This window comes from Microbacterium sp. UBA1612, assembly GCF_002321605.1.
GTDB classification, from domain to species: domain Bacteria; phylum Actinomycetota; class Actinomycetes; order Actinomycetales; family Microbacteriaceae; genus Microbacterium; species Microbacterium luteum.
The window spans coordinates 60,839-72,561 of record NZ_DCMW01000037.1; the positions used below are offsets into that span (position 1 = coordinate 60,839).

14 protein-coding genes are annotated in these 11,723 nt (G+C 71.4%); 4 read left to right on the top strand and 10 right to left on the bottom strand.

Annotated elements, in window-relative coordinates:
• Positions 1 to 4: 4 nt before the first annotated feature.
• From B3S45_RS14185 to B3S45_RS14195, 3 genes are all read right to left on the bottom strand, one after another.
• The gene (locus tag B3S45_RS14185) at positions 5 to 772 is read right to left on the bottom strand and encodes a response regulator transcription factor (protein ID WP_071044949.1); all 768 of its coding nucleotides are present in this window, start codon (positions 770 to 772) and stop codon (positions 5 to 7) included.
• 150 nt (positions 773 to 922) lie between these two features.
• On the bottom strand, positions 923 to 1,768 hold the full coding sequence (locus B3S45_RS14190; protein WP_286721405.1) for a hypothetical protein: 846 nt from the start codon (positions 1,766 to 1,768) through the stop codon (positions 923 to 925).
• A 306-nt stretch (positions 1,769 to 2,074) separates the two neighbouring features.
• Positions 2,075 to 2,767, bottom strand: coding sequence for a hypothetical protein (locus B3S45_RS14195; protein ID WP_286721407.1), 693 nt, complete (start codon positions 2,765 to 2,767; stop codon positions 2,075 to 2,077).
• 247 nt (positions 2,768 to 3,014) lie between these two features.
• Here B3S45_RS14195 and B3S45_RS14200 point away from each other — a divergent pair, with 247 nt between their 5' ends.
• Positions 3,015 to 3,365, top strand: a complete 351-nt coding sequence (locus tag B3S45_RS14200; RefSeq protein ID WP_071044952.1) for a hypothetical protein — start codon at positions 3,015 to 3,017, stop codon at positions 3,363 to 3,365.
• Between the two features lie 13 nt (positions 3,366 to 3,378).
• Here B3S45_RS14200 and B3S45_RS14205 read toward each other — a convergent pair whose 3' ends face one another.
• Complete coding sequence (locus tag B3S45_RS14205) at positions 3,379 to 3,741, bottom strand: hypothetical protein (protein WP_286721409.1); 363 nt, start codon at positions 3,739 to 3,741, stop codon at positions 3,379 to 3,381.
• A 46-nt stretch (positions 3,742 to 3,787) separates the two neighbouring features.
• Between B3S45_RS14205 and B3S45_RS14210 the strand changes: the two genes are divergently transcribed.
• Positions 3,788 to 4,636 carry a universal stress protein gene (locus B3S45_RS14210; protein ID WP_286721411.1) on the top strand — a complete coding sequence of 283 codons (849 nt, stop codon included), beginning with the start codon at positions 3,788 to 3,790 and terminating at the stop codon, positions 4,634 to 4,636.
• A 33-nt stretch (positions 4,637 to 4,669) separates the two neighbouring features.
• Here the strand turns inward: B3S45_RS14210 and B3S45_RS14215 are convergent, their stop codons facing one another.
• Together B3S45_RS14215 and B3S45_RS14220 are read right to left on the bottom strand one after the other, a co-directional pair.
• Positions 4,670 to 5,494: a sensor histidine kinase gene (locus B3S45_RS14215; protein WP_286721413.1), complete on the bottom strand. Its 825-nt coding sequence runs from the start codon at positions 5,492 to 5,494 to the stop codon at positions 4,670 to 4,672.
• The gene (locus B3S45_RS14220; protein WP_286721415.1) at positions 5,434 to 6,393 is read right to left on the bottom strand and encodes a hypothetical protein; all 960 of its coding nucleotides are present in this window, start codon (positions 6,391 to 6,393) and stop codon (positions 5,434 to 5,436) included. The genes B3S45_RS14215 and B3S45_RS14220 overlap by 61 nt, the downstream gene beginning before the upstream one ends.
• Before the next feature lie 121 nt (positions 6,394 to 6,514).
• Here B3S45_RS14220 and B3S45_RS14225 point away from each other — a divergent pair, with 121 nt between their 5' ends.
• On the top strand, positions 6,515 to 6,880 hold the full coding sequence (locus B3S45_RS14225; RefSeq protein ID WP_071044956.1) for a response regulator transcription factor: 366 nt from the start codon (positions 6,515 to 6,517) through the stop codon (positions 6,878 to 6,880).
• A 48-nt stretch (positions 6,881 to 6,928) separates the two neighbouring features.
• Here B3S45_RS14225 and B3S45_RS14230 read toward each other — a convergent pair whose 3' ends face one another.
• Entirely contained in the window at positions 6,929 to 7,087 is a 159-nt protein-coding gene (locus tag B3S45_RS14230; RefSeq protein WP_176759428.1) for a hypothetical protein, read from the bottom strand.
• 195 nt (positions 7,088 to 7,282) lie between these two features.
• On the opposite strand from B3S45_RS14230, the gene B3S45_RS14235 reads away from it, so the two are divergent.
• Positions 7,283 to 7,819 carry a LacI family DNA-binding transcriptional regulator gene (locus B3S45_RS14235; RefSeq protein WP_286721417.1) on the top strand — a complete coding sequence of 179 codons (537 nt, stop codon included), beginning with the start codon at positions 7,283 to 7,285 and terminating at the stop codon, positions 7,817 to 7,819.
• Between the two features lie 10 nt (positions 7,820 to 7,829).
• Here the strand turns inward: B3S45_RS14235 and B3S45_RS14240 are convergent, their stop codons facing one another.
• From B3S45_RS14240 to B3S45_RS14250, 3 genes are read right to left on the bottom strand one after another with little or no spacing between them, the layout of a single operon-like run.
• The gene (locus B3S45_RS14240) at positions 7,830 to 8,531 is read right to left on the bottom strand and encodes an aspartate/glutamate racemase family protein (protein WP_286721418.1); all 702 of its coding nucleotides are present in this window, start codon (positions 8,529 to 8,531) and stop codon (positions 7,830 to 7,832) included.
• Between the two features lie 53 nt (positions 8,532 to 8,584).
• A complete protein-coding gene (locus tag B3S45_RS14245) occupies positions 8,585 to 9,403 on the bottom strand; it encodes a polyphosphate polymerase domain-containing protein (RefSeq protein WP_286721419.1) in 819 nt (272 codons plus the stop codon).
• A complete protein-coding gene (locus tag B3S45_RS14250; protein ID WP_286721420.1) occupies positions 9,400 to 10,047 on the bottom strand; it encodes a DUF4956 domain-containing protein in 648 nt (215 codons plus the stop codon). The genes B3S45_RS14245 and B3S45_RS14250 overlap by 4 nt, the downstream gene beginning before the upstream one ends.
• Positions 10,048 to 11,723 lie beyond the last annotated feature (1,676 nt).

The window sequence follows — 11,723 nt, forward strand, 5'->3', positions numbered from 1 at the left end:
CCGCCTACCCGGCTGCCGCCGCGGAGGCGTCGCCGTCGGCTTCGGTGAGGCGATAGCCCACGCCTCGCACCGTCTCGATGTAGCGCGGTGCGGCCGAGCTGTCGCCGAGCTTGCGGCGCAGGTTGGTGATGTGCGCTTCGACGGCGCGCTCGTCGGCGTCGCTGACGTAGGTGTCCTCGGTGGGGTCGCCGCGCAGCATGCGAGCCAGTTCTGCCTTGCTGCGCACGCGGCGCCGCGTGCGCAGCAGAGCCGCCAGCAGGTCGAACTCGCTGCGGGTCAGGCCCGGGTCGTCGGTGCCGAGGGAGACCATCCGGCTGTCGGCATCGAGGGTGACGTCGCGGTGCGCGAGCAGCTCGACCGGTGCGGCCACAGCGTTCGGCGCCGCCTTCTCCTGCCGCTCGAGGCGGCGGGCGAGGGCATCGATGCGGGCGCGCAGTTCGCGGGGACGGAACGGCTTGGCGATGTAGTCGTCGGCGCCGGCGCTCAGGCCGAGAACGGCGTCGACCTCGTCGGCGCGCCCGGAGATGATGAACATGTAGGCGTCGGACGCCGCACGGATGCGGCGCGCGGCTTCGAAGCCGTCGATCCCGGGGATGGAGATGTCGATGGTGATGGCATCGGGGTCGCGTTCGACGACGGCGCGTACGCCCTCCTCGCCGTCGGCGACGGGCACCGCCTCGAAGCCGGCGCCCACGAACACCTCCGCGATCACGGCGCGCATGTCGGGGTCGTCCTCGATGATCACCGCGGTACGGCGGTCGGCTGTCGTCATCTCTCGCCTCCCCCGCTGGAACTCACGATCCGAACCTGGCCGCATCCCCATCCGCGGCGTGGCTGAATTGTCTCACATTCCTTGCGCTCATCTTGCGGTACTCACTTCCGACCGTGTCGTGTGCGGGCTCGATCGCCGCCTGCCGCGCGATCACGCTCGGATCGCCGGATCGGGATCGTTCCACCACTGCACCGTCTGAAGCACCCAGAAGGCGAGGAAGAGCGTGAGCGCGGCGACCTCGCACACGAGCACCGGAGGCAGGCCGGCGTCGTACCCGGTCGCGGTGATCACTCCGTAGGCGATGCCGGTCACCACCAGGAGCGCCGCGATGGCGATGTAGCCGGCGCGCATCCACGGGGCGACGGGGTCGGCGCGCGTGGTCGCCGCGAGCACGGCGACGGCGGCGATCAGTGCGAAGAAGACCAGCGTCGCGATCGGATGCGCCCAGCGGGCGAACGCGTCAGGCGCCGTCCACGCCGTCGCCGCGACCGCGGTGAGCACGGCCGCGGCGGCGCCGACGCTGATCCCTGCGCCGATCCGGTCGGTGCTCCTCGCCGCGGTGAGGACGATGGCGATGGCCACGGCCATCGCACCGATGACGACGTAGGTCACGACGGACGTGCCGGTCTCGACCGCGGCGCCCGACGCCGGCGGCGTCGTCGGCACGAGCGCGATGAGCGGGGCGAACAGCGCCGCTGCGTCGAGGAGCGCCCGGGACGGACCGCGCCCCGACAGGGCGAACAGCGCGAGGGAGGCTGCGATCAGGGCGCCGACGAACACGTCGCGAGCGGGGGAGTAGTAGTACGCGCTCACGGAAGGCAGAACGCCCACCGTGGTGCTCGCCGAGGCGACGGCCGTGAAGATCGCGACGACGGTCGCGGCGGTGCCGATGCGGAGGTAGCGGTAGGTGCGCTGCGACGAGGTGGCGGTGGGCGCGGCGGCGGCCAGGACGGACGTTCTGCGCGCGACGATCGAGACCGTGCGCCGACTCCCCATGCGCCGCACGGTAGCACGGCGGTGCGTCGTGTCCGATCGCGTCGCACCAGCCGGCCCTGCGGTCGCGGAGGGGTGAGAATCCTCTCATCGGCGGTCGCGCGAACCGCATGATCACGCGGATCGCTCGGTCTTGTCCCCCGAACGGATGACAGACGCATCCGCGCCTTGCGACGTATCGTCGTCGACGAAGCATCTCCCCGCTGATGCGGACCGGCGGATTTCGGGTATCCGACCGCTCCATTCGAAAGCGGAAGAGCGACCCCGGCGACCCCAGTGCCGGGGTCGCTGTCCGTTTCGGTCAGGCCGTCAGGTGCCGAGGGGATGACCCGCAGGCTCGCATGGGTCCTTCTCGACCGATCCCGGTTCGTCCTCGACGGCGCTCGGCGGAGCGTCGGCGCCGCTCGGCGCGTCCGCATCCGCCTCGGTCGACGGGACCTCCACCGGGGCATCGTCGCTCGACTCCGGCTCCTCAGCGGCGAGGTCATCCTCCGGGTCGCTGTCGCCGTCGCTGCCCGCGTCTGCCTCGTTGTCCGCGGGCTCCTCCTCTTCCGGAGGGGCTTCGTCCTCTTCCGGAGGGGCTTCCTCGTCTGCCTCCTTCTCGGCGGGTGGAGGTGCGGGTGACGGATCGGTCGTCGCCGGCGCAGCCGGCGGCGGAGAAGCCGGACGCGGCGACGTCGGAGTCGGAGGTTCCGGAGTCGCCACGGAATCGCGCGAATCGGGTTCTCGTTCGCCGATGGGCGCCGTGTCCGAACGCTCCGGGGGCAGGGGATCGGGAGCGGGAGGCGGCGTGGGATCGGTCGGGGCCGGATCGGCGGCGGGCGGACGGTCCTCTGCCACGCCCTCGACGGTCGCATCGATCTCGCCGTCGATGTCGATACCCGCCGTCGCGTCGTACTCGGTGGCGCCGTCGGCGAGCGACCAGCATCCGGGGAGCATGAGGGCGCCGCCGACGACGATCGCGGGAAGGCCGAACAGCCTTCGCCGTCGTCGTGACATCACGCGCACACCACTCCGCAGATCGGGAGGACGGCTCCGCATCGCGAGTCGGGGTGTCGCCGCGGCGTCCTCGATCCGCTCACGCTATCGAAGCCGCGCGCGCTCGGCCACCCCGGGGCCGACGAATGCGGGTGAGATCCCTCTCATCGGGGTGCCGGTCGCGTGCATGAGAGGTAGGGTTTGACCTATCGGCGTCAGTTCTCGCGTAGCCGGTCTCTGCAACCTCCGCGAGGCGAAGGGATGTCATCCCATGGGCCACCTCTACTACGGCAATCTGCCCGATCCCATCGAGTTCCCCGATCGCCTGCTCGCGCACCTCAAGGTCGTCATCGCGACCAAGCTCCGTCGTCACGAGAGCTTCACCATGTCGTGGCGCAACGCCGCCGACGACGAGGGCGGGCGATCGACTCTCTGGATCGAACCGTCGATCCCGCTGCGCTTCGTCTTCGGATCGGCCGCTCCGGAACCGCTGCACGCCCCGACGCTCAGCGAACTGGCGAACCGCGCCAGCTCCACGGCCGGGCTCACCGTCGACCTCGACGCGGTCATCCCGTTCGACGTGGATTCCGGGAAGGTCGCCCCTCCGGTCGCCATCCCCTAGGCCGGCTCGGCGCTCAGCGGCCGCGCGCGAGCGCATCCCAGTTCACGTCGATCGTTCCCGGGTGCGTACGCGAGATGCGCGCGGGGAGTGTCGCACCCGCACGGGGCCAGTGTCGGCGGTCGACGACGACGGCGGTCTCGACGATCGCCTCGGCGACGTCGTCGCCGGTCGCGCGCAGGCGCAGGCGGCACTCCTGGTAGCGAGCGCGGCCGTCGGGCTCGGACACCGTCAGCACGGTCACCGTGCCGCGGGCGGCCCCGGCCATCGGATCGCCGGTGAGCTTCTCCAGCTGTTCCGCGGCGTCATCCACCCAGTCCTCCATGTCGTCGAGTGTGCCACGTCGCGGGATGTGCCACGCCGCCGCCGTCGATAGCATCGGCGTGACGGTGCCGCGGACGGCGGTGCGGAAGGGGGCGGGTCCGATGACCGAACGCATCGTGGTGGCGGTGACCGAGTCCGCGTCGACCGAGGGGGCCGTGACCTGGGCCGCGACCCGCGCCGCGGCCCGTGAGGCGCGGCTCACGCTCGTCGCGACCTCGCCGGAACGGGCCGATGACGAGGCGGTGCCGACCGCGCGCATCCTGCTCGAGGCCGAGGCGGCGCGCGTGCGCGAGATCGTCGATCGCCTCGGAGTCCCCGTCGACGTGGATGCGCAGACGGTGACGGGGGATCTCGCCCACGGGCTCGTGGCGATGTCCGAGGACGCGACGCTGGTCGTGCTCGGACACGACCACGCCGACCACCACGACGCTCTCGTGCGCCATGTCGTCTCCGGCGCGCACAGCGCCGTCGCCGTCGTGCCGCACGGCTCGGTCGTTGGCCGACACGGCGTCGTGGTCGGCATCGACGACTCGGATGTGACGCCGGCGGCCGTCGCGTTCGCGGCCGACGAGGCCCTGAGCCGCGGGGAGCCGCTCATCGCCGTCAGCGCGTGGCTGCCGGTGCCCGTATCCGGAGATCTCACCGGCAGCGGCGACTACCTGATCGGCTCGGCGGACCCCGCCGGCCTCACCCCGATCGACCTCGGCCCGGTCGCGACCGAGCGCGTTGAGCGTGCCCTCGCGCGGGTGCGTGCGGCGCATCCCGAGCTGCAGGTGCACACGCGGGTCGAGGAAGCCGACGCCGCGCAGCTGCTCACCGACCTGGCACGGGATGCCGCACTGCTCGTCGTCGGCACGCACGGCCGCGGCGCGCTCGCCCGGTTCTTCCTCGGCTCGGTCTCGACGTCGGTGCTCGAGGATCCGACCTCGCCGACGATCGCGGTGCGCTGAGACGACGCCCTCGAGCTGTCACGCCAGCGGTGATCACCGCGCTCCTGCCTCGGCGTGCTGCGGAACCGCCGGGAACGCGAGCGTCGCCCGCAAGCCGCCGTGCTCCGGCGAGGTGAGGTCGACCCGGCCGCCGTTGCGCTCGGCGAGTTCGCGGACGATGGCGAGCCCCAAGCCGGTGCCGGGGGTGTTCTGCGTCTCGGCGTCGGGTGCGCGGTAGAACCGGTCGAAGGCCCGAGCAAGGGTGGCCGGTGACATCCCGGGTCCGGTGTCGGTGACGGTGAACACCACCTCGCCGTCCACGCGCGACGCTTCCACGAGCACCCTCCCGCCTTCCGGAGTGAACTTCACCGCGTTGGACACGAGGTTTCCGAGGGCCCGCAGGGCGTCGCCGCGATCGACGCGCATCACGGTGTCGGCCGGTGCAGCGTGGGCGAGGTCGAGTCGGCGGGCCATCGCCAGCGGTTCGTGGGTGCAGAGAACGTCGGCGATCAGATCCGGTGCGGCCACGTCCACGGGGGTGAGCGCGCTCGGCGCGGCTTCGCCGTGGCCGAGGGCGAGAAGATCTTCGACGAGATCGCCGAGTCGCTTCGCGTTGCGGTGGATGATCTCGATCCAGTCCCGCTCGGGGGTGGCCGCCTCCGACTCGCGGAGCAGATCGCTGTAGCCGAGGATGCTCGTGATCGGGGTGCGCAGCTCGTGGCTGGTCGTGGCGACGAAATCCTGCCGCTGACGTTCCAGTTCGAGTCGGTCGGCGAGGGCGGCGGCGCGTTCGCGCTGCACCTCGGCCTGTGCACGGGTCAGTTCGAGGGCGGCGGTCGCCCGGGCGAGGGTCTCGTAGCGCGCGGAGGACAGGAGCACCGTGAGCGCGGCGAGCGAGTCATGAACACGACCGTCACGGCGGCGGTCTCCAGTGGACTGTTCGCCCGGTCGGCGAAAGCCCCCTCGCCCAGGACGGTGAGCACGAGCACGATCACGGCGGTGGCGAGCGCCTGCGGGTAGACCACCCGGAGAGGGAAGCGCAGCACCGCCCACGTGAACAGACCGAAGATGAGGAAGGCTCCCGGCAGGCTGGTCAGCGCCGTGAACGTGATCGCGATCAGTCCGGCCAGGAGCAGGGTCTGCGCGGCGATCTCCGCCCGGCTCACCCGCGTGGCCAGGGCTGGCGGGAGAAGGGCGAACGGGGCGATCAGAAGGATCGCGGCGCAGTGCGAAACGCTCGCGAAGATACCCGGCAGCGGTGACCAGGCGCCGCTCACGACCGCGGCGGTGACGCCCACGATGACGCCCGTCGAGGCCGATCCGATGACGGCGGCGAGGGCGAAGTAGAGTGCGGCGTGCGCCGAGTCGAGCTGGAATCGGCGTCCGGTCGTGATCGGGAAATGCGCCCGTCGCGCGGTGATGCGGGTGCGCTGAGCGAGCAGCTCGACGACGAGGGCGGCTTCCAGCGCGTTCGCGGCACCGTAGATGAGCGACAGCGTCGCGTCGCGACCGGCGAGCGCGTTGGCGATCGTCGTGACGACGAAGATGACGACGACCGCGATCCACCGTTGACGCGGCGCCGCCTTCAGTGCGAACCATACCGAGAAGCCGGCGGCCGGCCACCACACCGCCAGGGGGGTGCCGGGCACGGAGAACGAGACCCCGAGGAGCGCGAGGGCGAGGATCCCGACGGCCGCGACGATCCACAGCCATGCCGGCGTCTGCGGACGCTCGGCGCGTGTCCGCGTCAGGCGCGTGTCGGGGGTCAAGCGCTCCACGGTCAGAGGGTAGCGGCGATTATGGGTCATCTTCGGCATTGGGATCAAGGGCGATGTGCCGCAGTCGAGGATTCGCCTCGCGCCGGGTAGGTTGAACAGACGCCCGCCAGGGAGGTGTCGCATGGCTCAGGTGCTGATCGTCGAGGATGACGAAGACGTCGCATCGCTCGTCCGCGACGTGCTCGCGCGCGACGGATACGACATCAGGGTGGGGCGCGACGGCGGCGAGGGGCTCGAGCTCGCCCGCGCCCAGCATCCCGATCTGGTTCTCCTCGATTGGATGATGCCGGTCAAGACGGGCATCGAGGTGTGCGAGGAGCTGCGCTCCGATGTCGACTTCGCCACGACGCGAATCGTGATGCTCACGGCGCGGCGAACCGACGAGGACCGGGCGCGGGCTCTGGCCGCGGGCGCGGACGACTATCTCGTGAAGCCCTTCCTGCCGCGAGAGCTGCGCACGCGCATCGCTGCGATCCTCTCCTCCTGACCGCCGGGCGGATGCGCCCTCACCGCCGGCCGGCGGGATGCGTGACGGTCATGCCGGCATGTTCGTCACGGTGAACGCGATGAGGCCGGCCACCGCGAGGGCGATGACGATCATGGCCCACACCGGCAGGCCTCCCACCTCCTGGCGATACCAGGGCGTGAGCACGCGGGAGCGGTGACGAGAGTGGCGCGAACGGCGAGCATGCATCGGTAATCCCCCAGGATCGAGTGACGTCTCGAGCGGCTTCCCCCGCGACCCGCGTCCGCTCGTCGGCGATGTTAGCGACCCAACGTTTCCATCCCGATACATTCGCGCATCCGCTCGGGAGATCTTGCGCAAACCTCCGGCCATCCACGCCCTGACGCCAGACCGGGCTTTCTGGCCCCGGACTAGAATCCGGTCATGGCCGGTCAGCGACGAAAGGCTACGCTCCAGGACATCGCCGACATCGTCGGGATGAGCCGGATGTCGATCTCGCGCATCCTCAACGGGAAGCAGCAGACCTCGCCGGAGCAGGAGGAGCGCATCCGCGAAGCGATCGCCGCCACCGGCTACCGGCTGAACCGCGCTGCCCGCGCGCTGCGTCAGGGGAGCATCCTGCCCACGATCGGTCTCGTCGTTCCGGCCTTCGCCGACCCCGCGTGCGCGGCTGTGGCGGAGGCGGTCGCCGAGGTGGCGGACGAGCACGGCGCCCTGCTCGTCGTTGTGCGCGCCGGCGGAGAGGCGGTCGCGATCCGCGCGGGTGTGGACGCGTTGATCTCCCGCAACGTCGACGGGGTCCTGCTCTGCGGACCGAGCCCCGACATCGACGGCTGGGCCGAGGACGCCGACCGCCCGGTGGTCGCGATGGCCGCCGCGTCGGCGTCGCGCGATGAGCTCGTCGCCTCGGCGAGGTCTGCAGCGGGCGAGCTCTTCGCCCTCATCGACGGCGGACGGTGATCCGGCCCGGTCAGGAGCCGTCGGCGCCGAGTGCGAAGGCGACCGCGGCGTCGACGTGCAGGGCCGTCGTCGGAAAGACCGGCACCGGACTGTCGCCGCGCGTGACGAGCAGCTCGATCTCGGTGCAGCCGAGGATGATCCCCTCCGCGCCCGCGTCGTGCAGTCGTGCCATCACGTCGCGATACCGCTCGCGCGCGTCGTCGGTGACGACGCCGTGCACGAGTTCGCCGTAGATGATCTCGTGCACGGTGCGCCGATCCGCTTCGTTCGGAACGAGGGCGCGGATGCCGCGTGAGGCCAGGCGGTCGCGGTAGAACGGCTGCTCCATCGTGAACGCCGTTCCGAGCAGGCCGACCGTGTGCAGCCCGGCCGCGGCGATCGCGTCGGCGGTCGTGTCGGCGATGTGCAGGAACGGGATGTCGATGGCCGCTTCGATGTCGTCCGCGACGAGGTGCATCGTGTTGGTGCACAGCACGATCAGGTCGGCGCCCGCATCCTGCAGCGCGCGTGCGCGGGTGGACAGGATCCGCGCCGTTGCTACCCAGTCGCCGGCGGCCTGCAGGGCCTCGATCTCGGCGAAGTCGAGGGAGTCGAGCAGAATGCGTGCGGAGTGATAGCCGCCGAGGCGATCGCGCACGCGCTCATTGGCGAGGCGGTACCACTCCAGCGAGGACTCCCAGCTCATCCCGCCGAGCACGCCGATGGTCCTCACGTGCCGAGTCTACGAGCGCCGGGGCCGCGGTGGCGCAGGGCGGTCAGTCTGTGTCACGCCGGGACGGAGGCGGTACCGGGTGCGGTGCTCCTCGCGATGGTTCCGTGGCGGAAATGCCGACTCAGCGCCCGGTGCCACGGGTTGGCGGGAAGGTCCGAGTGCAGCGCGGCCATGCCGGTGCCGTACTTCGACACCTTCGCGGGGCGGTGGCCCTGTCGCCACAGCGCGCGGTCGAGCGCGCCGGCACGCTGCCCGGACTTCGTCTCGACGATCACGGACGACGGCAGCTGCAGGACCGCGCCGTCGGCGGCTATCCACGTGAGCTCGGTGTCGATCGTCGCCCGCGAGGGGTCGCCGCCCGGCGTCGCCGGGAGCAGCACCGTGGCGCGGCGGTATCGAGTGACGAGCGTCGGCTGCAGCCTCTCGGCCAGGCGCGCCGCGCCGGGAATCCCGGCATCGGCGAGGAGGTCGGTGGCGTACGCGACCGCTTCGTCGTCGAGTTCGTCGCCGGTGACCGGCACCCGGTCCTTGACGGTGGCGGCGCGTGCACCTCGGGTCTTCACCTCGAGGAACGATCCGCCCGAATCCAGATACGTGCGTGCGCGCACCTTGAAGCGGCGGCGGCGTCCGCGCACCGCGCCGTAGAAGCTGTCGAGGGTGGGCGTGTCGAAGTACTGCGAGGCGTAGCGGAGCGCGTTCTCTCCGCCGATTTCGAGGACGTCACTGCCAGTGGGAAGGGCATGCAGCACCGCCGGCAGGTCGCGGGCCGGAACGATGTACTTGCGGTCGACACGGGTCTGCAGCTCCGCCCGGGCGTTGAGTTCATCCAGGCCCACGGTGCGCAGGCCGCCGAGTGCGGCGAGGGCGTTCATCGGGCCACCTGCCAGGTGTGGGCGACCGTGTCGGGCGCGCTGTCGCGCTCCGAGGGCGTGGAGCTGTCATGCGTGCTGCGGCGACGCGGCGAGGCTCCGCGGCGGGGGAGGGCGTACCGCACGTTTACCGTGGTGGTGTCGGAGACGAGGTCGAGTCCGCGCACGGTGACGCGCTGCACGGTTGTGCCGAGGAGTGTCTCGACGGCCGCTCGGGCGTCATCCTCATCCGGGTAGGCCCTATCGAGCACGAGCGTCTGCTCGCGCGAGCGACGCAGCACGAGGGGGCTGTCGACGATCGCGATCACGCCGACGATCAGCGCCGTGAGGCCGATCGCACTCCATGTGGCCGCGCCCGACAGGCCCGCGATCAGACCGAGGGCGAGGGCGGCGAGGTAGTAGGCGATCTCGCTCTGCTCGATCTCCCGGGAGCGCAGGCGGAGGATCGACAGCACGCCGAACAGGCCGAGGCCGAGGCCGGCGGTGACGGTCGAATCGGTGAGCACCATCGACACCGCCAGCACGCCGACGTTGACGCCGACGAAGGCGATGGCGAGGTCTCGTCGCCGGTGCCGGGGGTAGTAGACGGCGAACGCCAGGACGGCGATGGCGATGAGATCGAGGGCGATGACGGTGAACAGTTCCACGGGATTCTCCTGACGGGTGGTGTCGGGAGTTCCAGAGAACGCCGCTCGCCTATGCAGGTGCTATGGGAGACCTCGGGCGGGGTTACGAATCGGTAACGCGACCCGAACGCGCCGGTGAACGGCGGATCGCGTCTGCCGGTGGGGCCGCCCGTGTCAGTTTGCACCAGGGCCGTCCGCCGAGCGTCGGCCCCGGTGCCGGCCGGCGTTCGTGTCGGTGACGTGCGGGCGCACGGGTGTCGGCCCCTGGGGCGGCCTCGATGGCATCCGCTTCCGCGTCCGCTTCGGTGTCTGCGTCCGCGTCTGCGTCCGCGTCGGTGTCGGTGTCCGTGTCCGTGTCCGCATCGGTGTCCGTGCTGCGTCCGTGTCGGTGTCCGTGTCCGTGTCCGTGTCTGCGTCGGTGTCGGTGTCCGTATCGGTGTCCGTGTTGGCGTTGGCGTCGGCGGTTCTGCGTCCCGCGTGGAGGGGCACTAACTCAGGCCGAGCGGAACGGTGAGGCCGACTTTGGGTCGTTTCGCGACGTTGTCACTCCTGCAGCCTGAGTTGGGGTACGCGAGAGCCCGCGGCGTGGCCGCGGTTACGGCTCGGGCGCCTCGGGGTCGAGGGACGGGGCCTCGTGCGGCCTGCGTGGCGGCCGATGTCTGCGTGACTGCCGATGGTGGGGCGGCGGCGGGCTTCCGCGTTGGAGTGGGAGTCGGAGTCGTGGCACTGACTCAGGCTGGCGGGCGCGGCGATGCCGGATTCGGGCCGATTCGCGGTGTCGCCACCCTCTCAGCCTGAATTGGGACACGCGGGGGCTGCGGCACCGCGGGCCGGTGAACGGTTCGGCGGGTCTTCGGGCCTCCGGTCTTCGGGCCTCCGGGTTCCCGGGGTTCGGCGTCGTGCCGCCTGGCGCGGCCGCCCGAGGGTGGGGCGGCGTCGGGGCGGATCTGGGGCTGTGGCACTAACTCAGGCTGAGGGGGACGGTCGAGCCGGGTTGGTGGCGTTTCGCGGCGTCTTCACTCCTGCAGCCTGAGTTACGGCACGCCGAGGCGGCGGCAGCGGGGCGGCGTCGGGGCGGATCTGGGGCTGTGGCACTAACTCAGGCTGAGGAGGACGGTGAGGCCTGATTGGTGGCGTTTCGGGGCGTCTTCACTCCTGCAGCCTGAGTTACGGCACGCCGAGGCGGCGGCAGCGGGGCCGGGCTGTAGCGGGGCGAGGCTGCGGCACGGAGACGGCGGGACCGGGGCTGCGGGGCGGGCGGCGGCAGCGTGGCGGGACCGGGGCGGCGGGCCGGGGCTGCGAGGCGGCGGCGGGGCGACGGGGCGGCGGGGCGGGACGGAACCCCGGATGCGGGTTCGAGAGGTTTAGGGGTTCCCCCGGAAGCGCGGGGGACGTCCCGGTGTGAGACTCGATGCACCAGACGACGCACCGGGCACAACTGGGGGAGCCCGGAAGCGGCCGGCGGGATCTGTCGCTTGTCCCGCCGGCGTCTGGGGCCCGGAACGTGTTCGGCGCGAGAATGGATGCGTGAGTGCCGCGACTTCGCTGACCGACGTGCCCGCCCCGACCTTCGTGATGTCCGAGGACGGCTTCCGCCTCGCCACGTACACCTGGGGTGACGAAGGGCAGCCGACGGTGATGCTCGTGCACGGGTTCGCCTCGAGCACCCGGGACAACTGGGTGAACACCGGCTGGGT

What these genes read in the sequence shown, in the direction of transcription:
- B3S45_RS14185 (WP_071044949.1), bottom strand. Translation starts at nt 772, where the DNA reads ATGACGACAGCCGACCGCCGTACCGCGGTGATCATCGAGGACGACCCC.
- B3S45_RS14190 (WP_286721405.1), bottom strand. Translation starts at nt 1,768, where the DNA reads ATGGGGAGTCGGCGCACGGTCTCGATCGTCGCGCGCAGAACGTCCGTC.
- B3S45_RS14200 (WP_071044952.1), top strand. Translation starts at nt 3,015, where the DNA reads ATGGGCCACCTCTACTACGGCAATCTGCCCGATCCCATCGAGTTCCCC.
- B3S45_RS14205 (WP_286721409.1), bottom strand. Translation starts at nt 3,741, where the DNA reads ATGCTATCGACGGCGGCGGCGTGGCACATCCCGCGACGTGGCACACTC.
- B3S45_RS14210 (WP_286721411.1), top strand. Translation starts at nt 3,788, where the DNA reads ATGACCGAACGCATCGTGGTGGCGGTGACCGAGTCCGCGTCGACCGAG.
- B3S45_RS14225 (WP_071044956.1), top strand. Translation starts at nt 6,515, where the DNA reads ATGGCTCAGGTGCTGATCGTCGAGGATGACGAAGACGTCGCATCGCTC.
- B3S45_RS14230 (WP_176759428.1), bottom strand. Translation starts at nt 7,087, where the DNA reads ATGCATGCTCGCCGTTCGCGCCACTCTCGTCACCGCTCCCGCGTGCTC.
- B3S45_RS14235 (WP_286721417.1), top strand. Translation starts at nt 7,283, where the DNA reads ATGGCCGGTCAGCGACGAAAGGCTACGCTCCAGGACATCGCCGACATC.
- B3S45_RS14245 (WP_286721419.1), bottom strand. Translation starts at nt 9,403, where the DNA reads ATGAACGCCCTCGCCGCACTCGGCGGCCTGCGCACCGTGGGCCTGGAT.